This is a genomic window from Alcaligenes sp. 13f, from assembly GCF_020496585.1.
Lineage (GTDB): Bacteria > Pseudomonadota > Gammaproteobacteria > Burkholderiales > Burkholderiaceae_B > Alcaligenes > Alcaligenes phenolicus.
Map to the genome: position 1 here is coordinate 24,865 of NZ_JAHKKC010000018.1, position 23,818 is coordinate 48,682.

The 23,818-nt window shown below is 56.9% G+C and carries 25 protein-coding genes; 14 read left to right on the top strand and 11 right to left on the bottom strand.

What is annotated here, in order from left to right:
* Positions 1 to 126 precede the first annotated feature (126 nt).
* Positions 127 to 474, top strand: a complete 348-nt coding sequence (locus KOE80_RS15005; RefSeq protein WP_009456182.1) for an H-NS family nucleoid-associated regulatory protein — start codon at positions 127 to 129, stop codon at positions 472 to 474.
* 95 nt (positions 475 to 569) lie between these two features.
* Here KOE80_RS15005 and KOE80_RS15010 read toward each other — a convergent pair whose 3' ends face one another.
* Complete coding sequence (locus KOE80_RS15010) at positions 570 to 1,217, bottom strand: DUF4136 domain-containing protein (RefSeq protein ID WP_026483038.1); 648 nt, start codon at positions 1,215 to 1,217, stop codon at positions 570 to 572.
* 163 nt (positions 1,218 to 1,380) lie between these two features.
* On the opposite strand from KOE80_RS15010, the gene pepN reads away from it, so the two are divergent.
* Both pepN and KOE80_RS15020 read left to right on the top strand, forming a co-directional pair.
* Positions 1,381 to 4,059 carry an aminopeptidase N gene (gene pepN / locus KOE80_RS15015; RefSeq protein ID WP_083053297.1) on the top strand — a complete coding sequence of 893 codons (2,679 nt, stop codon included), beginning with the start codon at positions 1,381 to 1,383 and terminating at the stop codon, positions 4,057 to 4,059.
* Positions 4,056 to 5,081: a class 1 fructose-bisphosphatase gene (locus KOE80_RS15020; RefSeq protein WP_009456167.1), complete on the top strand. Its 1,026-nt coding sequence runs from the start codon at positions 4,056 to 4,058 to the stop codon at positions 5,079 to 5,081. The genes pepN and KOE80_RS15020 overlap by 4 nt, the downstream gene beginning before the upstream one ends.
* A gap of 254 nt (positions 5,082 to 5,335) precedes the next feature.
* On the opposite strand, the gene KOE80_RS15025 is transcribed toward KOE80_RS15020, so the two are convergent.
* Positions 5,336 to 6,322 carry a quinone oxidoreductase family protein gene (locus tag KOE80_RS15025; RefSeq protein ID WP_035272583.1) on the bottom strand — a complete coding sequence of 329 codons (987 nt, stop codon included), beginning with the start codon at positions 6,320 to 6,322 and terminating at the stop codon, positions 5,336 to 5,338.
* A 148-nt stretch (positions 6,323 to 6,470) separates the two neighbouring features.
* On the opposite strand from KOE80_RS15025, the gene KOE80_RS15030 reads away from it, so the two are divergent.
* Positions 6,471 to 7,331, top strand: coding sequence for a DMT family transporter (locus KOE80_RS15030; protein ID WP_203145633.1), 861 nt, complete (start codon positions 6,471 to 6,473; stop codon positions 7,329 to 7,331).
* Between the two features lie 4 nt (positions 7,332 to 7,335).
* Here the strand turns inward: KOE80_RS15030 and KOE80_RS15035 are convergent, their stop codons facing one another.
* From KOE80_RS15035 to KOE80_RS15045, 3 genes are all read right to left on the bottom strand, one after another.
* Positions 7,336 to 8,406: a tartrate dehydrogenase gene (locus KOE80_RS15035; protein ID WP_226349442.1), complete on the bottom strand. Its 1,071-nt coding sequence runs from the start codon at positions 8,404 to 8,406 to the stop codon at positions 7,336 to 7,338.
* A gap of 128 nt (positions 8,407 to 8,534) precedes the next feature.
* Complete coding sequence (locus KOE80_RS15040) at positions 8,535 to 9,473, bottom strand: 2-hydroxyacid dehydrogenase (RefSeq protein WP_226349443.1); 939 nt, start codon at positions 9,471 to 9,473, stop codon at positions 8,535 to 8,537.
* Complete coding sequence (locus KOE80_RS15045; RefSeq protein WP_083053295.1) at positions 9,473 to 10,975, bottom strand: helicase HerA-like domain-containing protein; 1,503 nt, start codon at positions 10,973 to 10,975, stop codon at positions 9,473 to 9,475. Before KOE80_RS15045 ends, KOE80_RS15040 begins: the two co-directional genes overlap by 1 nt.
* A gap of 139 nt (positions 10,976 to 11,114) precedes the next feature.
* Here KOE80_RS15045 and KOE80_RS15050 point away from each other — a divergent pair, with 139 nt between their 5' ends.
* The 10 genes from KOE80_RS15050 (at position 11,115) to KOE80_RS15095 (ending at position 18,461) form a co-directional block, all read left to right on the top strand.
* The gene (locus KOE80_RS15050) at positions 11,115 to 11,846 is read left to right on the top strand and encodes a YebC/PmpR family DNA-binding transcriptional regulator (protein ID WP_026483044.1); all 732 of its coding nucleotides are present in this window, start codon (positions 11,115 to 11,117) and stop codon (positions 11,844 to 11,846) included.
* 47 nt (positions 11,847 to 11,893) lie between these two features.
* On the top strand, positions 11,894 to 13,183 hold the full coding sequence (gene purD, locus KOE80_RS15055; RefSeq protein ID WP_022983309.1) for a phosphoribosylamine--glycine ligase: 1,290 nt from the start codon (positions 11,894 to 11,896) through the stop codon (positions 13,181 to 13,183).
* A 21-nt stretch (positions 13,184 to 13,204) separates the two neighbouring features.
* Entirely contained in the window at positions 13,205 to 14,110 is a 906-nt protein-coding gene (gene hemF, locus KOE80_RS15060) for an oxygen-dependent coproporphyrinogen oxidase (protein WP_060186928.1), read from the top strand.
* Positions 14,101 to 14,718: a nicotinate (nicotinamide) nucleotide adenylyltransferase gene (gene nadD / locus KOE80_RS15065; protein WP_009456143.1), complete on the top strand. Its 618-nt coding sequence runs from the start codon at positions 14,101 to 14,103 to the stop codon at positions 14,716 to 14,718. The genes hemF and nadD overlap by 10 nt, the downstream gene beginning before the upstream one ends.
* An 8-nt stretch (positions 14,719 to 14,726) precedes the next feature.
* Entirely contained in the window at positions 14,727 to 15,131 is a 405-nt protein-coding gene (rsfS, locus tag KOE80_RS15070; RefSeq protein WP_009456142.1) for a ribosome silencing factor, read from the top strand.
* Positions 15,132 to 15,204: 73 nt separating this feature from the next.
* Positions 15,205 to 15,675 carry a 23S rRNA (pseudouridine(1915)-N(3))-methyltransferase RlmH gene (gene rlmH, locus KOE80_RS15075; RefSeq protein ID WP_226349444.1) on the top strand — a complete coding sequence of 157 codons (471 nt, stop codon included), beginning with the start codon at positions 15,205 to 15,207 and terminating at the stop codon, positions 15,673 to 15,675.
* A 26-nt stretch (positions 15,676 to 15,701) separates the two neighbouring features.
* Positions 15,702 to 16,319 (top strand): Maf family protein, encoded by a 618-nt coding sequence (locus KOE80_RS15080; protein WP_086060316.1) that lies wholly within the window; start codon positions 15,702 to 15,704, stop codon positions 16,317 to 16,319.
* Between the two features lie 140 nt (positions 16,320 to 16,459).
* On the top strand, positions 16,460 to 17,233 hold the full coding sequence (dsbG, locus tag KOE80_RS15085; RefSeq protein WP_042481972.1) for a thiol:disulfide interchange protein DsbG: 774 nt from the start codon (positions 16,460 to 16,462) through the stop codon (positions 17,231 to 17,233).
* Positions 17,234 to 17,254: 21 nt separating this feature from the next.
* The gene (locus KOE80_RS15090; RefSeq protein WP_210938246.1) at positions 17,255 to 17,557 is read left to right on the top strand and encodes a hypothetical protein; all 303 of its coding nucleotides are present in this window, start codon (positions 17,255 to 17,257) and stop codon (positions 17,555 to 17,557) included.
* Between the two features lie 133 nt (positions 17,558 to 17,690).
* Positions 17,691 to 18,461: a MipA/OmpV family protein gene (locus tag KOE80_RS15095; RefSeq protein ID WP_226349445.1), complete on the top strand. Its 771-nt coding sequence runs from the start codon at positions 17,691 to 17,693 to the stop codon at positions 18,459 to 18,461.
* Positions 18,462 to 18,467: 6 nt separating this feature from the next.
* Here KOE80_RS15095 and KOE80_RS15100 read toward each other — a convergent pair whose 3' ends face one another.
* The 6 genes from KOE80_RS15100 to KOE80_RS15125 all read right to left on the bottom strand — a co-directional run bounded on the left by KOE80_RS15100 (position 18,468) and on the right by KOE80_RS15125 (position 23,796).
* On the bottom strand, positions 18,468 to 18,845 hold the full coding sequence (locus tag KOE80_RS15100; protein ID WP_042481979.1) for a hypothetical protein: 378 nt from the start codon (positions 18,843 to 18,845) through the stop codon (positions 18,468 to 18,470).
* A gap of 295 nt (positions 18,846 to 19,140) precedes the next feature.
* On the bottom strand, positions 19,141 to 20,595 hold the full coding sequence (locus tag KOE80_RS15105) for a YdgA family protein (RefSeq protein ID WP_045930198.1): 1,455 nt from the start codon (positions 20,593 to 20,595) through the stop codon (positions 19,141 to 19,143).
* A gap of 78 nt (positions 20,596 to 20,673) precedes the next feature.
* On the bottom strand, positions 20,674 to 21,576 hold the full coding sequence (locus KOE80_RS15110; protein WP_413228941.1) for an NAD(P)-dependent oxidoreductase: 903 nt from the start codon (positions 21,574 to 21,576) through the stop codon (positions 20,674 to 20,676).
* 90 nt (positions 21,577 to 21,666) lie between these two features.
* Positions 21,667 to 22,314: a maleylacetoacetate isomerase gene (gene maiA, locus KOE80_RS15115; protein ID WP_063690865.1), complete on the bottom strand. Its 648-nt coding sequence runs from the start codon at positions 22,312 to 22,314 to the stop codon at positions 21,667 to 21,669.
* 34 nt (positions 22,315 to 22,348) lie between these two features.
* Entirely contained in the window at positions 22,349 to 23,320 is a 972-nt protein-coding gene (gene ispH, locus KOE80_RS15120) for a 4-hydroxy-3-methylbut-2-enyl diphosphate reductase (RefSeq protein ID WP_045930201.1), read from the bottom strand.
* A complete protein-coding gene (locus KOE80_RS15125) occupies positions 23,320 to 23,796 on the bottom strand; it encodes an FKBP-type peptidyl-prolyl cis-trans isomerase (RefSeq protein ID WP_223254057.1) in 477 nt (158 codons plus the stop codon). The genes ispH and KOE80_RS15125 overlap by 1 nt, the downstream gene beginning before the upstream one ends.
* Between the last annotated feature and the right edge of the window lie 22 nt (positions 23,797 to 23,818).

The window sequence follows — 23,818 nt, forward strand, 5'->3', positions numbered from 1 at the left end:
GTTTATTTTTTATCCAAACCACTTATCTTTTCAAGAAAATCAAAGTACACTGTTTTCGCATGATAAACACGAGCTTGTACAGGCAGGGTTTATCAGATAACTACAATCATGAAACAGGAATCCCATATGTCAGTCGAAACTTACAGCTCCGCGAAGCAAAAGATAGAAAAAGAGATTCTGCGTCTGCAAAAGCAGATGAAATCCCTTCGAGTCAAACAGCGTCGTCCTGTCATCGCGTCTATCGTCAAGTCCATGCAAGATAACGAGATCACGATTGAAGAAGTCGCTGAAGCGCTGGAAAATTCCGCCCGCCGCGGCGCTGGTGCTGGTTCCAACGGCCCTAAAACCAGCCTGCCTCCAAAATACCGCCACCCCGGCACCCAGGACACCTGGACGGGCCGTGGCCGCCCACCACGCTGGATTATCGATGCTGAAGCCAATGGTCGCAGCCGTGAAGAGTTCCTTATCAAATAAGTTTTGGGAACCAAACAAAAGAAAGGGACCGCTTGAAAAAGCGGTCCCTTTCTTATTGATATAAATCCCCTACATAATGCCGGGGTTCTGGCGACTCAATCCCGAGCTAATGGATATCGGATATCAATCACTTGTCCATTATTACCCGGGAAACCATCAAATATGGCCTGGGACAAAAACGGCATCTGCTGGTCCAGGTTGTCGGAATGGCTATAAGACACGGCGGTGGCGCGATACACTTCTGCGCCCGAGTTTTGATTATCTGTAATGATTACATTTAGATAATTTTTATACACAGTGACAGGAACATTCACTACATTCGGAGAATAAAAGAAACCTCCGCCCCAACCATCATTTGGCGCATAATAGCCGCGCCCGATTCCCCACGCCGATGGACCATAAAAACTATCTGCAAATTGAGGCACCCAGCTTTGTTCTTGCGGATTGCCATAATCCATTTGCACCACAAAACGCGCAGACTTCAGATCCGCTGCTTGCACCAGTCCGGTCACACCAATAGAGGCCCGTACAGAATCTGCAAAAGACTGGTATTGCAGACTACTGCTTTTGTCCGGCGAGGACTTGATGTAATAGGTATCGCCACTGGTCGCCGTGGGCCATTGCTGATAACGCGTCAATTTGGCGGACCAGCTAGGCGCAGCGCAAGCCGTGGTCAAAACCGCCAATACCAGGCTCATCAGGCGTAGGGCGCGCCAGGAAAACCCTTCAGAAAATAACGTCATAGTTTCACCCTTGCTTGTTTTTCGCTTGCACGTTCAAGCCCGATTAATGGCAGCGCCGTAGCGCCGACGAACAATTAGTTTACTGCCTGTTTCTGGCGTCCAGTGTGGGCGTTCAAACAACATTACAATAGACCATCTTTTTCGATTGTCGGACCAGGATCACATGCGCACAGACACCTTACCTACGATCTCCCGCCACGATTACCAGCCCTACCCTTATCAAATAGATAAGGTACGGCTGGAATTTGATTTGGCGGCCGAGCAAACCTTGGTTCGTCTGGCTTTTCGAGCCAGCAGCCGGGACGGCCAGATCCGCCCCCTGGTACTGGACGGCGAAGACATTGAACTGCTTGAAGTCAGCCTCAACGGGGTCGCCCTGACCGCCCAGGATTACCAGCTTGATGAACAGGGCCTGACGCTCTCGCCCCAGACCGCAGAATGTGATCTGGTGCTGGTAAGCCGTTGCCGCCCCCAAGACAACACCATGCTGATGGGCTTGTATGTCTCGGGCCAGAACCTGTTTACCCAATGTGAAGCCCAGGGCTTTCGTCGTATTACCTTCTTCCCGGACCGTCCTGATGTGATGTCCCGTTATGAAGTGGTCCTGCGCGGCGATGCCAAGCTCTATCCTTATCTGCTGTCCAACGGCAATTTGCTGGAAAGCACTACGCTGGACGATGGACGCAGCCAGGCCATTTGGGAAGACCCATTTCCAAAGCCTTCTTATTTATTTGCACTGGTTGCTGGCGACTTTGATGTGCGCGAACGCGAAATCAAAAAAGCCAATGGCCAGCCTGCCCTATTGCAGGTTTATTGCGATCGTGGTGACGGCGATAAAACAGAATGGGCCATGGAATGCCTGGAACATTCGGTACGCTGGGATGAGCAACGTTTTGGGCTGGAACTGGATCTGGACCGCTTCATGATTGTGGCCGCTCGCGACTTCAATATGGGCGCGATGGAGAACAAGGGCCTGAACATCTTTAATGCCGCCTACGTGCTGGCCGATGCACAAAGCACTACCGATGCGTCCTTTCACGCCGTGGAAGCAGTTATTGGCCATGAGTACTTCCATAACTGGACCGGCAACCGCGTCACTTGCCGCGACTGGTTCCAGCTATCCCTGAAAGAAGGTCTGACGGTTTTCCGCGATCAGGAGTTTTCGGCCGACATGCTGGCTCAAGGGCTGGACGGCGCTCAAGCCGCCAGCGCCCGCGCCGTCAAACGCATTGATGATGTCAGCGTCCTGCGCGCGGCCCAGTTCCCTGAAGATGCCGGCCCAATGGCTCACCCCATCCGCCCCGAGAGCTATCAGGAAATCAGCAACTTTTACACCGCCACAATTTACGAGAAAGGTGCGGAAGTCATTCGCATGCAGCACACCTTGCTGGGTGAAGAAAACTTCCAGGCTGGTATTCGTGAGTACTTCAAGCGCCATGACGGCCAGGCAGTCACTTGCGACGATTTCGTGGACAGCATGGACAGCGTGTATCGCCAGGTCAAACCCGGCCAAAGCCTGGAGCAGTTCCGCCGCTGGTATCAGCAAGCGGGAACGCCACGCGTTCAGGTCAGCCTGCAGCACGACCCTGCCACTCAAACCGCTACGCTGACCCTGCGTCAAAGCAATGCGCCCGCCGGGATCGAAAACAAATCCACACCCAAGCCACCTTTGCACATCCCCTTTGCCTTGGGCATGCTGGATCAGCAAGGCGCACCACTGACCCTGCACCTGGATGGTCAGCAAGGCGATACGCTGGTACTGGATTTCACGCAAGCCGAACAAAGCTGGACCTTCACGCAGATTCCTGAGGCGCCCGTCCTATCCTTGTTGCGCAATTTCTCTGCGCCTGTGCGGGTGGACTACTACCGTCCGGATTCCGAGCTGGCCTTGCTGGCCCGTCACGACACGGATCCATTTGCACGTTGGGAGGCGGCTCAACTGCTAGCGACCCGTCTGATCTTGTCCTCGGCATCGGGACGCACACCGTCGGCCGCACAATTGGCGACCGTGGTGCAAACCTGGCATGCACTGGTCCAAGACCCGGCCTTGAGCCCTGCTTACAAGGCGCGCATCCTGTCCCTGCCCAGCGAGCGCGAATTGCTGGAACAAACCAAGCCCATGACCCCGCGCGCCGTGGTTCAGGCCCGTCGTCAGCTGCAACGTGAGCTGGGCCTGGCCCTGACTCCCTACTGGCAGGAACTGTATCAGTACCTGAGCCTGGAACAAGCCCCGTACAGCCCCGACGCCTTGCAGGCTGGCCAGCGCTCCTTGCGCAATCTGGCCCTGAATTACCTGCTGGTTGCCGGTGTGAATACCGGCCCGCAGTTGGCACGCAATCAATACGATCAGGCCACCAATATGACTGATCGCATGGGTGCCTTGAGCGCTCTGGTGAATTACGGTGACCAAGAGGATCGTCAAGACGGCCTGGATGACTTTTTCCAGCGCTGGCAGGACAATCCTCTGGTGCTGGACCGCTGGTTCAGCTTGCAGGCCACCGCCCCCAGCACGCAAGTTGCCCAGGTGCGCGCCCTGATGCTGCATCCCGCTTTCTCGATGCGCAATCCCAACCGCGCCCGCTCTCTGATTTTCCAGTTCTGCATGAATAATATGCAGGCTGTACACACGCCGGAAGGCTATGCCTTCTGGGCTGAGCAAGTCATTGCCCTGGACAAGCTCAACCCGGAAATCTCTGCCCGTCTGGCCCGTGTGTTTGATAACTGGGCCCGCTTTGAACCCGAAGCCCGCGACCTGCTCAAGGCAGCGCTGGAGCGTATTCAGGCCGAACCTGGCCTGTCGGGCAATGTGGCCGAAATCGTACATAAAGCATTAACTCTTTGACCTCGGAGTCTGTCTTGAAGAAAAACCTTACTCAGTATCTGGTGGAGCAACAGCGCCAGAAGAAAACGGTCACCGCCGACGTGCGCCTGCTGCTGGAAACAGTGGCTCGCGCATGCAAGGCCATTGGCCATGCCGTCAGCAAAGGAGCGCTGGGCGGCGTTCTGGGTTCTCTGGACTCCGAGAATGTCCAGGGCGAAGTTCAGAAAAAGCTGGATGTGCTGTCCAACGAAATTTTGCTGGAAGCCAATGAATGGGGCGGTAACCTGGCGGCCATGGCCTCCGAGGAAATGGATACCCTGCACCGCATTCCCGATTACTACCCCAAGGGCGAAAACCTGCTCTTGTTCGATCCGCTGGATGGCTCGTCCAATATTGACGTGAACGTGTCCATCGGCACGATCTTCTCGGTCCTGAGCGTCCCACCTGAAGCACGTGATCGCGTCATCGAAGAGCAAGACTTCCTGCAACCCGGCGTGCGTCAGGTTGCCGCCGGCTATGCCATTTACGGCCCGCAAACCATGCTGGTTCTGACTGTCGGTGACGGCGTCGCCGCCTTCACTCTGGACAAGGAAATGGGCTCCTGGGTGCTGACCACCGAGCGCATCACCATCCCCGAGGACACCTCTGAGTTCGCCATCAATATGTCCAATATGCGTCACTGGGAAGCCCCGGTAAAACGCTATATCGACGACTGCCTGGCTGGCCCGGACGGCCCACTGGGCAAAAACTACAATATGCGCTGGATCGCCTCCATGGTGGCCGATGTACACCGCATCCTGACCCGTGGCGGTATCTTCATGTACCCGCGCGATGCCCGTGCCTCCGGTCGCAAGGGCAAGCTGCGTTTGATGTACGAAGCCAACCCCATGAGCTTCCTGGTCGAGCAGGCCGGTGGCATGTCGATTGACGGTACACAGCGTATTCTGGACGTGCAACCTACCGAGCTGCACCAGCGCATTGGCGTGATTCTGGGTTCGCGCAATGAAGTCGAGCGCGTGCGTCAGTACCACGAGCAAGGCTGACTCCTGTCCGCTGAATCTCAGCGGCTGCCGCACTGCTAAATAAAAATGGCCTCCGCTAAGGAGGCCATTTTTTATAAGTAGAACTATTGGGGCTGCGTGCTTATCGGGCTTTCGAAATACCTGACATACAAATCGGGACATCAGGAAAAACAAGCAACGCCAGAAGAGTGGATGCCTGACTTACACCTGTTATATCAAGCGCAGCGCTGAGCAAGGGCTAGCTGTTCATCCCCCTTCTTACCCGATAATCCGCCTTAATCCAGCGTCAACACCGTCGAGCCCGTGGTACGACGCCCTGCCAATTCCTCATGGGCCTTGGCAACCTGATCCAGCGGGAAACGCTGACCGATCAGCGGCTTGATCTTGCCTTGCAGCACCAGCTCGAACATTTCGTCAGCGGCATCTTGCATGGTTTCCTGTGTAGGCACATAAGCCCCCAGCACAGGACGGGTCACATACAAGGAGCCCTTCGATGCCAGCGTCGCCAGATTCACACCGGTTACCGGGCCGGAAGCATTGCCAAAGCTGACCATCAGGCCACGCGGCTGCAAGCAATCCAGCGAGCGCTCCCAGGTATCCTTGCCCACGCCGTCATATACGACAGGTACTTTCTGGCCATTGGTCAGTTCCAGCACGCGCTGCACCACGTCTTCGTGGGAGTAATCAATCACTTCCCACGCACCGTTCTCTTTCGCCAAAGCGGCTTTCTCGGGACTGGACACCGTACCGATCAACTTCACGCCCAAAGCACGTGCCCATTGGCAGGCGTACAAGCCCACGCCACCCGCAGCGGCATGAAACAGAATCGTCTGGCCTTCATGCACGCGATAGGTCTGGCGCAGCAAATACCAGCACGTCAAACCTTTGAGCATCATGGCCGCCGCCTGCTCAAAAGTGACGCCATCAGGAATGCGTACCACACGATCAGCAGGCACATTACGGGCCTCGGCATACGCACCCAGCGGGCTTTGACCGTAGGCAACACGGTCACCCACTTTCAGATGCGTGACACCCGAACCGACTGCTTCCACAATGCCGGACGCTTCAAAACCCAAACCATGCGGCAAGGGATTGCTGTAGAGGCCATTACGGAAATAAATGTCGATAAAGTTCAAGCCCACTGCTTTTTGGCGTATGGTGACTTCCTTCTCCTGAGGAGCGGGCAGCTCTACCGAAGCCCACTGCAATACCTCCGGACCACCATTACGCTCAATCCGTATCGCCTTAACCGTCTGCGTCATTGTTTTACTCCTTTGATGAGGGGCCCGTAGCAATGTCTTAGAATAATGCCTTGCTCTTATTGCCTGCCCGACCCACTAGCCCTATCACTGGCTGATATAAAACACCAGAATAGCCTAAATTGACTCCTTTTTTCTCGGATCGCTTTCCATGACGCATGGACGTGCTCTGGCTGCCATTCATGTGGCCGCCGTTCTGTTCGGACTGACCGGCATTTTTGGTGAACTCATTCAGGTTGGCGCCATGCTGATCACCGCGGGCCGAGCCAGCTTTGCAGTCCTGGCCTTGTTTATCAGCATTCGCTCTCAAGGGCGCGGTTTGGGTCAGGGCATGAAAGCAGCGGACTTTCGCACCCTGCTAATGGCCTCCATCATGCTGGCCATTCACTGGGCCACTTTTTTTGTGGCCGTCAAAGTGGGCGGCGTGGCCATTGCCACCTTGGGCTTTGCCAGCTTCCCGGCCTTTATTACCTTGTGTGAATGGGCCGTACTGCGCGAGCGCGTTACCGTATCGGAGTGGATCATTTTGGCCTTGGTCACCGTGGGCTTGTTGCTGGTGACCCCCTCTTTTGATTTCCAGGATCAATCCACCATTGGCCTGGCCTGGGCCATTGCCTCCGGCTTTACTTTCGCCATGTTCACCCTTATCAACCGACGCGCAGCCAAGCATCTGTCTGCACAGCAAGTCGCTTGGTGGGAAAACCTGTTTGTCGCCCTGATGTGCTGGCCTTTTGCCATACCGCTGCTGGGCGACAGCACGCTGGTGGACTGGGTATGGATTGCACTGCTGGGGGTGTTTTGTACGGCCTTGTCGCACTACCTGCTGGTCTCTGCGCTAACCGTTCTAAATGCTCGCAGTGCCGGGATTGTGATCGCCCTGGAACCTGTCTACGCCATCGCTTTTGCAGCGCTGCTTTTCGCTCAATACCCCAGCAGCCGTGCGCTGCTGGGTGGCGCCATCATGATTGGAGCCATCACTTGGGCAGGCTTGCGCCCACCCAAGTCCAACTGATGGCTTAAGCCATCGCTTCCAACACTTGGGCGATAGCCTCGCCTACTTGTGTTGTGCTGGCCTGACCACCCAAATCAGGGGTACGTGGGCCATTGGCCAGAACCTGCTCAATGGCTTGCACTACTTCGGCGGCTGCCTGGGGGTAACCCAGGAAATCCAGCATCAAGGCACCACTCCAGATCTGACCGACCGGGTTGGCAATGCCCTTGCCATAAATATCCGGAGCCGAGCCGTGCACGGGCTCAAACAAGGAGGGGAATACGCGTTCGGGGTTCAGGTTGGCCGACGGTGCAATGCCGATGGTGCCGGTACATGCCGGGCCCAGATCGGACAAGATATCGCCAAACAGGTTGGAAGCTACAACAACATCAAACCAGTCCGGGTGCTGCACAAAGTGTGCACACAGAATATCGATGTGATACTTGTCCCATTTCACATCCGGGTATTGCTCGCCCATGGCGGCCACGCGGGAATCCCACCAGGGCATGGAAATCGAAATACCGTTGGACTTGGTCGCAGCAGTCACGTGTTTACCGCGTTTTTTAGCCAGTTCAAAAGCGAACTTCAAGACTCGGTCCGTACCCGTGCGGGTAAAGACACTTTCCTGAATGACCACTTCGCGCTGCGTGCCTTCAAACATGATGCCGCCGCTATTGGAGTATTCACCTTCGGTGTTCTCGCGCACGATAAAGAAATCGATATCACCGGGCTCACGACCTGCCAGTGGCGAACACACACCAGGCATCAAACGCACAGGACGCAAGTTGATGTATTGATCAAATTCACGACGGAACTTGAACAGAGATTCCCACAGCGAAACGTGGTCGGGAACCAGATCAGGCCAGCCCATGGCGCCAAAGAAAATGGCCTCGGTATCCATTAATTGGGCTTTCCAGTCCGAAGGCATCATGGTGCCATGCTTTTGGTAGTAGTCCGAGCTCCAGTCCAGCACTTTCCAATCAAAATTGATGGCGTGACGGCGAGCGGCCACTTCCAGAATACGCAGCCCTTCAGGCATGACTTCCTTGCCGATCCCATCTCCCGCGATCACGGCAATACGATGAACTTTACTCATTCCTCTTTCCTTGTGGTTTTACATGGCCTCCACGGCCTTATTCTGAAAAGACGCTGCTCTGTTCACAAAACAGCAATTAGCCTGCCAGCTTCCACGGTGCCGGCAGGCTCGTCCAAATCGGTTCAGGATTAATAGCCCTGACTGTGATTCACCCGACCAGTCGCAGGCTTGCCTTGCTGCAAAAGCTCGATGCGCGAGCCAATTTGCTCCAATGCCAATTCACGAACGGTGATACCCGAAATATGAGGCGTAACCATCACAGAAGGAACACCCCAATACGGATGATCGGCTGGCAACGGCTCCTGGGTAAAAGCATCCAGCAAAGCGCCTGACAGATGACCGCTCTTCAGGGCGTCCAGCACATCGGCATCGACCAAGTGGCCACCGCGAGCCACGTTGATCAAATAGCCACCAGGCTGCAAATTCGACAATACGTCGCGGTTGATCAAACCTTCTGTTTGCGGAGTCAGTGGCAAGGCGTTGACCAGGATACGGCTGGCAGAGACGCACTCTTTCAAGCCCTCTTCACCGGCATAGCAAGGGAACTCCGCCTCGTGCAGACGACGCGACCAGCCATGTACGGGATAGCCCAGACTGGCGATGACCTTGGCAATCTTGCTGCCAATCGCGCCCAGCCCCAGCACAGCGACTGGCCATTGGCGGCGGTCGATCGGACGATAGGCTTTCCACTTTCCTTCACGCGCCTGTTCCTCGTAGGGCTGGAAACGGCCTACCGCACGCAGCACGCCATACAAGGCATATTCGGCCATTTGCTCGGCCATGCCCGCATCTTCCAAGCGGTACAAAGGCATCTCGGCCGGGATGGTCCCTGCGACGGCATCCACACCCGCCCCCAGATTGAAGGTGGCGCGCAAATGGGGTTCTTGCTTGAACAAGGCCGCATCCGGCTGCCAGACGATGGCGTAGGTCGCCCCGGTGCTGGGCTGACCCGCTACAAACTCATCAACTTTCCAATCGGGATAGGCTTTGCGGAATTCATCCGCCCAACGTGTTGTTTCTGATGGCCTTGTGGTGGCAACAATTAAATGAGGCAGTTGCGTGGGCATTAACGTTTCCCTCCAAATAAAGAACCCAATACCCCACGCAGCACTTTGGTGGCAGCCCGTTTGGTCTCGGTTTTGATCATGCTTTGCACCAGGCCGTCCTTCTTGCCACCACGCGGCCCGGTTGATCCAAACAGAAAGTCATTGACGACACCCATCAGGCCTTCGTCCTTGCCTGCCGCCGCTCCCGGCTGCGTGGCACCCGCGGCACCATTGGCAGCCGCATCAGCCGCTTTTTTGGCCAGCACCTCGTAGGCGGATTCACGGTCAATTGCCTGGTCGTACTTCAAGCCAAACAAGGACGCTTGTCGTACCGTTTGCCGCTCCGCATCGGTAGCGGGCCCAATTCGGCTGCCCGGGGCCACCAGCCAAGCACGCTCGGTAGGCGTGGGAATCCCCTTGGCATCCAGCATGGACACCAGGGCCTCGCCCACACCCAATTCGGTAATGGCCGCTTCAATATCCAGACCGGGATTGGGGCGCATGGTTTGCGCTGCTGTCTTGACGGCTTTCTGATCACGCGGTGTAAAGGCGCGCAAGGCGTGCTGTACTCGATTACCCAGCTGACCCAGAACGGTATCGGGAATATCCAGCGGGTTTTGTGTCACGAAATAAATACCCACACCTTTGGAGCGGATCAGACGCACAACCTGCTCGACTTTCTCCAGCAAGGCCTTTGGTGCACCTGTAAACAATAAGTGGGCTTCGTCAAAGAAGAAAACCAGACGCGGTTTGTCCAGATCGCCCACTTCCGGCAGACGCTCGTACAGATCGGCCAGCATCCACAGCAGGAAGACCGCGTACAAGCGGGGTGACTGCATCAGCTTGTCGGCTGCCAGCACATGGATCATGCCGCGCCCGGCCGAGTCGGTACGAATCCAGTCCATCACATCCAGCGCTGGCTCACCAAAGAAGCGATCCGCCCCCTGCGTTTCCAGGCGCAGCAAGGCGCGTTGGATTGCCCCCACACTGGCTGCCGCGATATTGCCATACTGATTGCGCAGCTCGGCAGCACGGTCCGATACGTCTTGCAGCACGGCGCGCAAATCCTTCAGGTCCAGAATCAACTGGCCCTCGTCGTCTGCCAGACGAAAGACGATATTGAGAATCCCTTCCTGGGTATCGTTCAACTCCAGAATCTGGGACAGCAGCAAAGGCCCCATGTCGGAAATCGTGGCCCGGACCGGATGGCCCTGCTCGCCAAAAATATCCCAGAAGGTGACCGGGTTCGCCCCCCAGGCTGGCTCGGGCAGGCCCAGCTTTTGCAGACGCTCCTGCAACTTGGGATTGGGTTGGGCGGCCTGGGAAATCCCGCTCAAGTCGCCTTTGGCGTCGGCCAGAAAAACCGGCGTTCCCAGACGGGAAAAGGCTTCGGCCAGTACCTGCAAGGTGACGGTTTTCCCCGTCCCGGTGGCCCCCGTAATACAACCATGCCGATTGGCCAGCGCAGGCAACAGGTAAATGGGAGTATCGCTATTCTGAGCAAGCAAAATTGGATCAGCCATGATTGTTTGTTCTCTTCCGGATAGAATGCCAAGTGCCTAGATTCTAGCGACTTTCGCCCAAGCTCGGGCCTTGTCGCGCAGACAGGTTAAAATAGATCTGTTTTTCTTTGAACGTAGTCTACTGAATTGGTAATACTTTATGGCCGGACATAGTAAATGGGCGAATATTCAGCACCGTAAAGGTCGTCAAGACGCAAAACGGGGCAAACTTTGGACCAAGATCATTCGTGAGGTCACCGTGGCCGCACGTGCCGGCGGCCCTGACCCCGAGTCCAACCCACGTTTGCGCATGGCCTGGGACAAGGCAACCGCTGCCAATATGCCCAAAGACAACATTCTGCGCGCCATCCAGCGCGGCGCAGGCGGCGCGGACGATGCCAACTACGAAGAAATTCGCTACGAAGGCTACGGTATTAACGGCGCGGCCGTGATTGTGGACTGCATGACCGACAACCGTCAGCGCACGGTCTCGGATGTGCGTCACGCCTTTACAAAAAATGGCGGCAATCTGGGTCTGGATGGCTCGGTCGTGTTTCAATTCCGCCACTGCGGTCAGTTTCTGTTCGCTCCGGGCACTTCGGAAGACACGATTATGGAAATCGGCCTGGAAGCTGGTGCCGACGATATCGTGACCGACGAAGAAGGCCTGATCGAAGTGCTGTGCGCTCCTACGGACTACCCGGCTGTGCAAGCCGCGTTCCAGGCCGCTGGCCTGACGCCTGAAGTGGAAGGCGTGGTCATGAAAGCCCTGAACGAAACCGAACTGAGCGGCGACGATGCCGTCAAGATGCAAAAACTTCTGGACGCACTGGAAGGCCTGGACGATGTCCAAGAGGTCTACACCACCGCCGTCATGGACGAAGCCGAATAAGCTATTTCTGAAAACTCCTCTTTGCGGGCCCTGCCCGACTCATCACTATGAAGCTACTTGTTGTCGGCAGCGGCGGCCGTGAACACGCCTTGGCATGGCGCCTGGCCCAATCTGCACGCGTGCAGACTGTCTACGTTGCCCCGGGCAATGGCGGTACCGCGCGTGCCGAACGTATTGAAAACCTGGCCATCACCGATATCCAGGAACTGATTGCCTTTGTGAAGCAAGAAAAAATTGCCTTCACTGTCGTCGGCCCGGAAGCACCGCTGGCCGCCGGCATTGTGGACGCCTTCCGTGCGGCCGGTCTGAAAATCTTTGGTCCCACCCAGGCTGCCGCGCAGCTGGAAAGCTCCAAGGACTACGCCAAAGCCTTCATGGTGCGCCACAACATCCCGACGGCAGCCTACGCGACCTTTACCGATCCGGACGCCGCCAAGGATTACATCCGTCAGCAAGGCGCTCCCATTGTGGTCAAGGCCGATGGCCTGGCCGCTGGCAAGGGCGTGATTGTGGCCACCACGCTGGAAGAAGCATTGGGCGCCATTGACGACATTCTGGGCGATGGCCGCTTTGGTGCCGCCGGTGCCCGCGTGGTCGTGGAAGAATGCCTGACCGGCGAAGAAGCCAGCTTCATCGTGATGTGTGACGGCAAGAATGTGCTGCCCATGGCCACCAGCCAGGACCACAAACGCCTGAAAGACGGCGATCAGGGGCCGAACACAGGCGGCATGGGTGCTTACTCCCCCGCCCCTATCGTCAGCCCCACGCTGCATAACCGCATCATGCGCGAAGTCATTCACCCCACCATGCAAGGCATGGCCAAGGAAGGTTTGCCCTACTCCGGCTTTCTGTACGCGGGCGTGATGATTGACGATGGCCCGGACGCTACCCGCCCCATCAAGGTGCTGGAATTCAACTGCCGCATGGGCGACCCTGAAACCCAGCCCATCATGATGCGCATCAAGAGCGATCTAACCGAAACCTTCGAACTGGCTCTGGCTGGCAAGCTGGACGAGGCCACCATCGAATGGGATCGTCGTACCGCCATTGGCGTGGTACTGGCCGCGGCCAACTACCCCGAAGAGCCTCGTACTGGTGATGCCATCACGCAATTTGCGAAAGACACCGACGAGTGCATCACCTTCCATGCAGGTACGCAAATGAAAGACGGCACCGTGGTCACCACGGGTGGTCGTGTACTGTGTGTCACCGCCATGGCCGACTCCATCCGTCGCGCTCAGGAAGCCGCTTACGAGGCCATTTCCCAAACGCATTTCGACGGCAAGCAATTTCGCACCGATATCGGCTGGCGCGCTCTGCCCAGCAGTGAATCCTGATTGTCGCAGCAAGGTCTTTTCATGTCTTTACCCATTGATACCGTCCAGGCTTATTTCCGTCAGTTGCAAAGCCACATCGTGGACACTCTGGAGCAGCTGGATGGCACGCCTTTCGAGTCGGACCAGTGGGATCGTCCAGAAGGCGGTGGCGGTCTGTCCCGCCTGCTGGAGAACGGCCCTGTTTTTGAACGGGCTGCCGTTCTGTTCAGCCATGTCAAAGGCCACACCCTACCTCCGTCGGCCAGCGCCCACCGCCCCGAACTGGCTGGACGCCCCTGGGAGGCCATGGGTGTTTCGCTGGTGATTCACCCGCGCAATCCCTTTGTGCCCACCACGCACATGAATGTGCGCATGTTTGTGGCCCAGGCCCAAACAGCGGATCAAGAGGATGTGTTCTGGTTTGGCGGCGGTCTGGACTTGACGCCCTACTACCTGCACGAAGACGATGCCCGCCATTTCCATCAGGTATGCCACGATGCTCTGGCCCCACACGGTGCGGATTACTACCCGCGCTACAAGCGCTGGTGCGACGAATATTTTTATCTGAAGCACCGCAACGAAACCCGTGGCATTGGCGGCATTTTCTACGACGATCTGAACGAACCCGGCTTTGAAGCCAGCTTCGCCCTGACCCGTTCCGTGGGCAATTCCTTTACCGATGCCTATGCACCTATCGTGCGTGCCCGCATGGATCAGGAATACACCCAGGCGCACCGTGACTTCCAGGCCATTCGTCGCGGCCGCTATGTCGAATTCAATCTGGTCTTTGACCGTGGCACCCTGTTTGGCCTGCAATCAGGTGGGCGTACGGAATCCATCCTGCTGTCCATGCCACCCCAGGCGAACTGGCGCTACAACTGGTCGCCTGAACCCGGTACGCCAGAAGCGGCCCTGGCGCAATACCTGGTGCCTCGCGAATGGATTTAAAGCGTGTCGGGCTCCTGGGTGGCAGTTTCGACCCCATCCATAAAGCTCATGTGGCGCTGGCGCTTGCTGCGTTTGACCAACTGCAGCTGGACCAGGTTCAGTTGCTGCCCGCTGCCCAGCCCTGGCAACGCGACGCCTTGGGTGCCAGCACCCAGGATCGTTTGGTCATGGCCGAGCTGGCCGCCCAAAGCCATCCGGGCTTGCAGGTCAACCCCGTAGAGATCGAGCGCGGTGGCCCAACCTACACCATCGACACGGTGCGCAGCTTGCCCGCCGGGTCGCGCTACTACTGGATTTTAGGCAGCGACCAACTGCATAATTTTTGCAGCTGGAATGACTGGCAAGAAATTCTTGAATACGTCGAGCTGGCTGTTGCCCAGCGCCCCGGCAGTCCTTTGGAGACGCCCGTCGCCTTGCAGCAGGAACTGAGTCGACTTCAGCGCCGTTTGCATCAGATTGACTTTCTGCCCATGGACATCTCGGCCACCCAGATTCGGGAGCGAGTGCAGCGCGGTGACAACATCACCGCCCTGGTCCCGGAAGAAGTCGCTCAATACATTGACAAAAAACGGCTCTATCTTTCCCACCCACAGGCGCGCCCTGTATAGTTCTTTTTATGAATATAGAAACACTTCAACGACTCGTCATCGATGCCCTCGAGGACGTCAAAGCTCAAGACATCAAGGTCTTTAGCACTACCCACATGACCGGCCTGTTCGATCGTGTGGTCATTGCCAGTGGTACTTCCAACCGGCAAACCCGCGCTCTGGCCCAGAGCGTGTTTGACAAGGCCCGCCAAAACAAGGTCGAAGTCCTGGCCCATGAAGGCGAGGACACCGGCGAATGGGTGTTGCTGGATTTGGGTGACATCGTGGTGCATTGCATGCAGCCGGCCATCCGCCAGTACTACAACCTGGAAGAACTTTGGGGCGAGCGCCCTGTCGAAGTGGAACTGCTGCCGCAATCGCGCCAGGTTCCACCGGCTGGCTTTTTTGCCAGCGCCGACGAAGACGAAGACTAAACCCTTCCTCTGCCCTGTCGGCAATACCCGGGCCGCAGCTTACGATGCGGCCTTTTTTCTTTTACGACATTCCATGAAACTCATTGTCATCGCGGTAGGTCAGCGCATGCCCGACTGGGTGGAACAAGGCTGGCAGGAATATGCACGTCGCATGCCTCAGGACTGCGCCATAGAACTGCGCGAAATCAAGGCCGAACCCCGTACCAGCGGCAAGACGCCCGCCCAAATGATGCAGGCCGAGGCCAAGCGCATTGAAGCAACCATTCCCGCCCAAGCAATGCGCATCGCTCTGGACGAACGCGGCAAGGACCTCACCACCGTCAAGCTGGCCCAGGAACTGGAGCGTTGGCGCAGCAGCGGTCAGGATATTGCGATTCTGGTCGGAGGCCCGGACGGGCTGGATGCGGCCTTGAAGCAAAGCTGCCACGGCATGCTGCGCCTGTCTTCCCTGACGCTGCCCCACCCTCTGGTACGTATTTTTCTGGCCGAACAGCTGTATCGCGCCTGGTCCGTCATGACCGGGCATCCCTATCATCGCGCCTGAACCTTCTTTTAGTCCTGTTTTTTCTTATGCCTTTTCAGCCCATCTACCTGGCCTCTGCCAGCCCACGTCGCCACGACTTGCTCAACAGTATCCAGATCACGCATGAAGTCCTGAACGTGCCCAGCCCTCCGGGCGAGGATGAGCCGCGCCTCGAACAGGAAGCCGTGCTGGACTATGTCCGTCGCACGGCCCGCGACAAGCTGCTGCGCGCCCTGGAATGGCGAGCACAAAATAGTGGCCTGGATCAGGAACGCGCTATTTTGAGTGCCGACACTACGGTCTGCATGGGCGAAGACATTTTTGGCAAACCTGCTGATGTGGCCGATGCCGCACGTATCTTGCGCGAGCTCTCGGGCCGCCGTCACAAAGTGATGACCGCCCTGTCATTGGGCGTGGGCGGGGTGGAATTTGAAAGCATCAGCATCAGCGAAGTCAGCTTCAAGACCCTGAACGAACAGGAAATTGCAGAGTACTGCGCCAGCGGCGAGCCTATGGGCAAAGCCGGGGCCTATGGCATTCAGGGTCTGGGCGGCGCATTCATCAGCCACTTGAGTGGCAGCTATACCGGCGTAATGGGCTTGCCCGTGCACGAAACCTACCGCTTGCTGGAACTGGCCAATCTGAAGATTCGCACACCCGGCTAAACCGGAGAAACAGCCTGATCAGAACAGGAATGGGGAACTATCCGCACAAGGCCTAGTCCCATTCTTTTATTCCATTTGGCTCTTAGTATATATTTTATGGATATATACATTCACCGACTGTTTTGCAGGATTTAACCACCATGTCGCTTTCTTCTTTTTCGATTCGTCTTGCCTTGGCCGGTTTGCTATGTACCAGCACTCTTGCTCACGCCGCCGACCGCCCCGCTGCCCTGAAGGCTCTGGAAGAACAAGGACTGTCCATTGTGGGCGAGTTTGATGCTCCCGGTGGCCTGAAAGCCTGGGGCGCGTATAGCGGGAATCGGGCACTGGCCATCTACAACTTGCCCGATGGGCAGCACATGATGGTGGGCACCATGATCGATGCCAATGGCGAAGAGGTGCGACCTGCCGGCCTGGACGAGCTGGTTCAACCGGCTATCGCCAAAGACATGCTGGGCAAGCTGGAAAAATCCCGCTGGATCAAGGATGGCGACGACAAGGCCCCTCGCGTGGTCTACGTCTTTACCGATCCAAACTGCCCTTATTGCATGCAATTCTGGCAAATGGCCCGCCCGTGGGTGGAGTCCGGCAAGGTACAGCTGCGCCACATCATGGTTGGCATTCTGGCCCCCAGCAGCAGCCTGAAATCCGCCGCCATCCTGGCCGCCAAAGATCCTACCAAGGCCTTGAACGAGCACTCTCTGGCCATGCTGAAAGATCGCAGCGCCGGTGTGAAAGGTCTGGACAGCGTGCCCAGCGACATCGAGGCCGACCTGACCCGCAATGAAGATCTGATGATGGGCTGGGATTTGCGTGCTACCCCCGCCATGGTCTGGCAGGATGAGCAGGGTCGCATCCAAATGCAGACCGGCGCTTCACCCGACATCACCGAACGCGTTTTTGGCCCACGTTAATTTCAAGCAGGACGTTTATTCATGAGCAGTCGTGTTCTCTTGCATGCCCCCACCGCCGATGCCCTGGAGCGCGCTCGCAGCAATGCGCGCAACTTGCTCAAGGACATACCGGATGCGCAGATTCGCATCATCGCCAATGCGCAGGCGGTTAAAGCCTGCGTAGAAGGCACAGAACACGAGTGCGACGCCTATACCTATCTGTGCCCCAACACACTGCGCAACCAAGCGCTCAGCGCACCAGAGCGCTTCCAAACCCTGGAGCAAGGAGCGATCACGGCGCTGGTGAAACTGCAGGCAGAGAACTGGATTTATATTCGGGCCTGAGCAGATGTAGGCTTGGCACAACAGACCATACAGGCCGGTCATGATTTTGCCTAAGCCCGTTCAAACCTTGATACGATAGCTAGGCCCGCGGCAAGCGGGCCTGTTTTTATCCCGTATCACAAGGAAATCTGTCATGCCCACCCTCGCCCGCTCTGCTCTGCGCCCCTGCCTGCTACTGGCTTTATGTGCTTTAGGAACCAGTCAGGCGCTGGCGCAGCAAACCACGGTTGGCGTGGGTGTGGGTTTCGCCCCCAAATACGAAGGGGCTGACAGTTACGATGGCCGCTTTTACCCCCTGCTGTCGCACCGCAATGGCCACTTCTTTCTGGCCCCCAAGGCAGGCATGCCTGCCATTGGTCTGCAGACCAACCTGACCGACAACTGGACTATCGGCACGTACGCCGCCCTGGCCCGCGCACGTAAATCCGGTGATGCTGACAGCCTGTATGGTACTGACGATATTGATCGTCACGGCAATCTGGGTGTTTTTACCGCCTATCAACTGGGCAATGCCAAGATCGAAGGCAGCTACTACCAGGCACTGAAAAGCGGTTACGGCGCCACTGCCGTTCTGGATCTGAGCTACCGCCTCTGGAACGACCAGGACAGCAGCTTCTCGCTGGGTGCGGAATTGAAATGGTCCAACGAAAAAGCCATGCGCACCTACTTTGGCGTGAAATCTCATGAAGCCGCTGGCAGCAATGGCCAACTGCGCACGTACCGCCCTGACGCTGGTTTGCGCTCTTACGCCTTTTACGGCCAGTACACCCACAAGATCAGCGAAAGCTGGTCCCTGCAAGGCTTGCTGGGCGTGAACACCTTGGGTGAAGAAGCCAAAGACAGCCCGCTGGTCGAGAAGAAAAGCAGCGTCTTTGGTGGCATAGGCTTGGGCTACAGCTTCTAAGTCCCGTCAGGGTCTGCCGACCCGCTTGACCGTCAAGCCGTTGTGTTCCAGGCGCGCCTGCACAACGGCTCGATGATCACCCTGAATCTCCAGCGTTCCCTCTTTCAGCGTCCCGCCCGCTCCACAGGCGTTCTTCAATTCCTTGACCAGCGCCTTGAGCTGCTCCTGCGGCATCACCAGGCCCGATACCACGGTCACGCCCTTCCCTTTTCGTCCCTTGGTTTCCAGACTCAAGCGCACCGGCCCCTGAGCCTGAGACAAAGCGTGTTCGCGCCTGTTTTCTTCGCAGCGGCACTGGTTTTGCGGCTGCCCGCAATCCGGACACATGCGTCCTTGCTCCGTGCTGTACACCAGCCGAGACAACTGATCCGATAAGCTGGCCATAAAATCTGGCTCCCTTTCCTGATTAAATAAATAAAGGCCCCCACGCTGCGCCTTTGGCTTGCGCTCCACCTCGCGGCTTGCATGCCGCTCGGATTCGCCAGGCACACAGCAGTCCGCAATGGACTGCTGTGTGTCCGGGCTCATCCCCAAGGGGGCTTTTTACCGGGGGCGCCGAGCCTTGGGGCGGCCCGACGGTAAAAAAAGCCCCCACGCTGCGCCTTCAGCTTGCGGCCCGGTGGTAAAAAAAAGCCCACCGAATTTCGGTGGGCTTTACGCTGGACCAGGCCCAGACGAATTACATCATGCCCATCAGGACCAGACCAAGCAATTGCTCCGAAGTGAAGCGCTGGCCGTTGATGTCGAACACGCGATCCTTGCCATCGTACTTGATAGCAGTGGAGATGCCGTTCTCGTCATTCTTGACCATATTGGACTCGGCGTAAGGAGCCACAGCAGCGTCCAGAATCATGTCCAGCATGGCAGCATTGCCTTCTTCAGGCGACAGGCCTTCAGCCTTGTCCATATCGGCAGCCAGACCACGCAGCATGGGTTTGGAGATCAGAAGATCCAGCTGAGCAGCAGGAATGGCTTCGACCCACATCTCGGGGCTGGTTTGCAGCTCTTGCAACGTCGCATCAGGCTTTTGGAAATCCACACGCAACGTGGCCTTGGACTCACCAGCGGCCGTGTACCAACGCAGAGGCTCAACACGCAGCACAGGCTTGTGCTCCAGTGCTTGCAAAACCAGTTCCATCATCTTCTGAGCCGTTGGGCCATCAACCGAATCCATATCGTTTTGCAGATTGGAGTCGGAAATCAGCTTGGACAGCGCGGAGATAGCGGGTGCGTACACACGATCAAAATTCATCGACAGTTCGACCGAACCCAGCTTGACCTTGTCTTCAAACACCAGATCGGTCAGCGCGTAGACAACCTTGGTATCGCTGATGGAGTCTTTGGTCACCGCATCGGAATTGATGGCGATCTGCTTGAAGGTGATGCCATCGGTCTCGGCCGTTTGCATCTTCACGCCATCGACGCTCAGCTTGCCGACCTGGGTGCCGTTCACGTTGATGTCGCCATCTTGCTTGAAGTCCACCACGAAGTTGGAGGCTTCCAGCTTCAATGGATCGTCGCTGATGTCATCAACGAACAGCTTGGGGAAGCTGCCGGTCACGACAATATCTTTGCTCTTGCCACCGGCCTTGGTGCGCAGTTGACCACCGCTGAAATCCACTTTGATTTCGTCGCCTTGGTGCTTGATGGCTTCAAAGTGCACGTTGGAGTCCACGGCACCGTCAAAACCAACCAGGCTGTCTGCCCACAAAGGGGTCTTGTCGCCAGTCAGCTTGTACCAGCCTTCCGTGTCCTTGGTCTTGACCAGGGTGCTGTGCGACAAGGCGGCAACAGGAGTGAAGTTACCCAGAGCCATTGCCGACACAGGCAAAGGACCGTGGCTGATCTTGTCATCAAAAGTCAGCTCCAGAGGCTTCTCTTCAGCGTCGGAAGGCTTGATGGTGATGGTGTAGCGAGCGGTAGAGGAAAACACGCCACGCTGGTAGTCCACCACGTTCATGACGACCGACTCGCTCATGCCCATTTGCTGCATCTGCTCGGCAGCCAGGGTATTGAACTGGGCCACTTTCTCACCCACCAGCGCTTCAGTTTTCTTACCGGTGTACCAAGTCGAACCGCCATATGCGGCCGCTAACACGACAACCAGTGTGACCAGCCCTGTACTTTTCTTCATGACTTCCCTTTTGTAGACCTACAGTCCCAACTTCAAATAGCCGACATAATACCGAAACTAAGTTTGACTGATGGTAGTTTATTCCCCGTAATTGTAACTATTCACTTGCGTAATGCGGGCGACGTCTTCTTCACCCAAACCCAAGCGATGGGCTGCACGATAGGTTTGCTGGGCCGCATGAGCCACAGGCATGCTGGTATGACTGACACTGGCCAGCCCCGCCACCGTATTCAAGTCCTTCAACATGGTGTCTACCGACGCCTTTACCTGATTGTCCTGCCGGGTCATGCGTGGCACGAACAATTGCAGCAAAATCGAATCCGCCCAGCCGCCCCCCAGGGCTTCACTGATTTTGGAGGCATCCACCCCATTGTCATTGGCCAGGCTCAATGCCTCGGCGATTGCAGTCAAGGTGGTGGCCACAATGGTCTGATTGCATAACTTTGTTACTTGGCCAGCCCCTACTGCCCCCATCAAGGTGACGCGCTGCGAATACGCCGCCAGCACGGGGCGTACCCGATCAAGCTGCGCCGCTGCTCCACCCACCATGATGGCCAAGGTGCCTTGCTCAGCCCCGCCGACTCCCCCCGAGACAGGAGCATCCAGCCAATCCGCCCCGCAACGCTGCTGCAGTTGAACAGCCATCTCGCGCGTGGCCTGAGGTGGAATCGAGGAATGGTCCATCACAATCTGCAAGGCTCCCTGCACAGTGGCCAGGCCCTGCTCGCCCAGAACAGTATCGTGCACCGCTTGCGCATCGAATACACACAAGAACACGGCCTCACATTGCTCGGCCATCTGTGCCGGGGTATCGCACCAGCGGGCACCCGCTTCAATCAAGGCCTGCGCCTTGTCCTTGGAACGATTCCAGATACGAACCTGATGACCGGCATTCAGCAAACGACGCACCATCGGTTGTCCCATACGGCCCAAACCACAAAAACCAATATTCATGTCTCGTCCTTTACGCCCCCACCGCAATTGATCTGGCTGAAACGGGGCAAGAAAAACCCGCCTGTCCGGCGGGTGGGTTCTGGTCGGCCCAAGTCCGGGCCGCCTTCATGCTGATGCTCAAGCTGCGTCGGGCTGACGGTCGGGAGCGGCTTCCTGGAAAGCGGACAGCTCAAGGCATTTCTCTTCGACGGCCAGCAGGCGGGGAAACGCGCTCAGATCGATTTCAAAGCGACGCGCATTGAACATTTGGGGAATCAGGCAAATTTCAGCAACACCGGGGGTATCACCGAAGATAAAGGGATGATCCTTTTTGCCATGACGCTGCACCAGGGCCTCCAGACCCTCCAGCCCTACCTGGACCCAATGGCGGTACCACTGATTGCGAGCATCCTCTTGGGCGTGCAGTTCGTTTTTCAAATACTGCAACACGCGCAGATTATTCAGCGGGTGAATATCGCAAGCCACCGTTTGAGCCATGGAACGTGCCCATGCCCGCTCTGCGGAGGCCTTGGGCAGCAAAGGCAGCTCGGGATAGCGTTCGTCCAGATATTCCAGAATGGCCAGGGATTGCGTAATGATCAGGCCATCATCGTCCAATGCAGGCAGCAACTGCACGGGATTGATCTGCACATAATCCGGCTGATGCTGCTGACCGCCATCTTTAAGCAGATGAACAGGCTTGATCTGGTAATCCAGACCCTTGAGGTTCAGACCAATCCGTACCCGGTAAGCGGCGGAACTGCGAAAGTAGCTATACAAAATCATCTTGTCTCCTGTCCACCCTGCAAAATTCGTTTTTTTATTTGTTCAGGCTTTCAATCTTGCGCGACAGCTCTCGGGGGAGCGGGAAGGCAATATTTTCTTCCACCCCATCCAGGGCACGCACTTTGCCTACGCCCAATTCCTGCAAGCGCTGAATCACCTGATTGACCAGAACTTCCGGTGCCGACGCGCCTGCCGTCACGCCCACGCGCTTCTTACCCACCAGCCAGGCTGGATCAATCATTTCCGGTTTATCCAGCAAATAAGCTTCCGCGCCCTTGCGTTCGGCCACTTCACGCAAACGATTGGAGTTCGAGCTGTTGGTACTGCCCACCACCAGGACCAGGTCACACTGTGGAGCCATGATCTTGACCGCATCCTGACGGTTCTGTGTGGCGTAACAGATATCGCTTTTCTTGGGTTCCACGATATTGGGGAAGCGATCACGCAAGGCCTGGGCCACCACCGCCGCATCGTCCACGGACAAGGTAGTTTGCGTCACAAAGGCCAGCTTGTCGGGATCAGCCACTTTCAGATTGGCGACGTCCTCGGGCGTTTCCACCAGGTACATGCCGCCATCGGCCTGCCCCAAGGTACCCTCAACCTCAGGGTGACCAACGTGACCAATCATGATGATCTCCCGGCCTTCGGCACGCATGCGAGAGACCTCGATATGCACTTTGGTCACCAGCGGACATGTGGCATCAAACACTTTCAGGCCACGCTTTTCGGCATCGTCACGCACCTGACGCGAGACGCCGTGAGCCGAGAAAATAACGATAGCGCCCGAAGGAGCCTCGTCCAGCTCTTTAATAAAGATCGCCCCTTTGTTGCGCAGGTCTTCGACCACGTAACGGTTATGGACGATTTCATGACGCACGTAAATCGGTGCGCCGTGCAATTCCAAGGCGCGTTCGACAATATCAATCGCGCGGTCGACCCCAGCACAGAATCCACGGGGCTGGGCCAGAACAACCTCAGCGTTCTGAACGGGAGTAGCTTGACTCATTACAGAATCCCCAAAATATGTACATCCAGGCGCAAGGCCACGCCGGCCAAAGGATGGTTGAAATCGAACAAGGCCGTCTTGTCGTCGATTTCCTTGAGTACACCCGAATAGCGGCTGCCATTAGGGGCGGCAAACTCCACCATATCACCGGGTACGAACTCCACGCCTTCGGCGGCATTGCTGGCCAGCATTTCGCGAGTGATGCGCTGCAAGAGGTCCGGGTTACGAGCGCCGTAAGCATCTTCAGGGGTGATGTCGAGCTGAAAGCGCTCGTCTTCACGATGCCCCAGCAATTTCTCTTCCATGCCAGGAGCCCACTGACCATTGCCCAGTTGCAAGGTCGCCGGGCGGCCCGTAAAGGTATCCGCAAACACAGAGCCTGCCGCCGGGCCACTGGCCAGCTCTATACGATAGTGCAAAGTCAGGTAGGAATCCTGACGGACAATTCCAAGCTCGGAACTAGCAGAGTTACTCACGATCGCTCACTATAGAAAATCA

Coding starts and splice junctions, on each gene's coding strand:
- KOE80_RS15005 (WP_009456182.1), top strand. CDS start 127: ATGTCAGTCGAAACTTACAGCTCCGCGAAGCAAAAGATAGAAAAAGAG.
- KOE80_RS15010 (WP_026483038.1), bottom strand. CDS start 1,217: ATGACGTTATTTTCTGAAGGGTTTTCCTGGCGCGCCCTACGCCTGATG.
- pepN (WP_083053297.1), top strand. CDS start 1,381: ATGCGCACAGACACCTTACCTACGATCTCCCGCCACGATTACCAGCCC.
- KOE80_RS15025 (WP_035272583.1), bottom strand. CDS start 6,322: ATGACGCAGACGGTTAAGGCGATACGGATTGAGCGTAATGGTGGTCCG.
- KOE80_RS15030 (WP_203145633.1), top strand. CDS start 6,471: ATGACGCATGGACGTGCTCTGGCTGCCATTCATGTGGCCGCCGTTCTG.
- KOE80_RS15035 (WP_226349442.1), bottom strand. CDS start 8,406: ATGAGTAAAGTTCATCGTATTGCCGTGATCGCGGGAGATGGGATCGGC.
- KOE80_RS15040 (WP_226349443.1), bottom strand. CDS start 9,473: ATGCCCACGCAACTGCCTCATTTAATTGTTGCCACCACAAGGCCATCA.
- KOE80_RS15045 (WP_083053295.1), bottom strand. CDS start 10,975: ATGGCTGATCCAATTTTGCTTGCTCAGAATAGCGATACTCCCATTTAC.
- KOE80_RS15050 (WP_026483044.1), top strand. CDS start 11,115: ATGGCCGGACATAGTAAATGGGCGAATATTCAGCACCGTAAAGGTCGT.
- purD (WP_022983309.1), top strand. CDS start 11,894: ATGAAGCTACTTGTTGTCGGCAGCGGCGGCCGTGAACACGCCTTGGCA.
- hemF (WP_060186928.1), top strand. CDS start 13,205: ATGTCTTTACCCATTGATACCGTCCAGGCTTATTTCCGTCAGTTGCAA.
- nadD (WP_009456143.1), top strand. CDS start 14,101: ATGGATTTAAAGCGTGTCGGGCTCCTGGGTGGCAGTTTCGACCCCATC.
- rsfS (WP_009456142.1), top strand. CDS start 14,727: ATGAATATAGAAACACTTCAACGACTCGTCATCGATGCCCTCGAGGAC.
- rlmH (WP_226349444.1), top strand. CDS start 15,205: ATGAAACTCATTGTCATCGCGGTAGGTCAGCGCATGCCCGACTGGGTG.
- KOE80_RS15080 (WP_086060316.1), top strand. CDS start 15,702: ATGCCTTTTCAGCCCATCTACCTGGCCTCTGCCAGCCCACGTCGCCAC.
- dsbG (WP_042481972.1), top strand. CDS start 16,460: ATGTCGCTTTCTTCTTTTTCGATTCGTCTTGCCTTGGCCGGTTTGCTA.
- KOE80_RS15090 (WP_210938246.1), top strand. CDS start 17,255: ATGAGCAGTCGTGTTCTCTTGCATGCCCCCACCGCCGATGCCCTGGAG.
- KOE80_RS15095 (WP_226349445.1), top strand. CDS start 17,691: ATGCCCACCCTCGCCCGCTCTGCTCTGCGCCCCTGCCTGCTACTGGCT.
- KOE80_RS15100 (WP_042481979.1), bottom strand. CDS start 18,845: ATGGCCAGCTTATCGGATCAGTTGTCTCGGCTGGTGTACAGCACGGAG.
- KOE80_RS15105 (WP_045930198.1), bottom strand. CDS start 20,595: ATGAAGAAAAGTACAGGGCTGGTCACACTGGTTGTCGTGTTAGCGGCC.
- maiA (WP_063690865.1), bottom strand. CDS start 22,314: ATGATTTTGTATAGCTACTTTCGCAGTTCCGCCGCTTACCGGGTACGG.
- ispH (WP_045930201.1), bottom strand. CDS start 23,320: ATGAGTCAAGCTACTCCCGTTCAGAACGCTGAGGTTGTTCTGGCCCAG.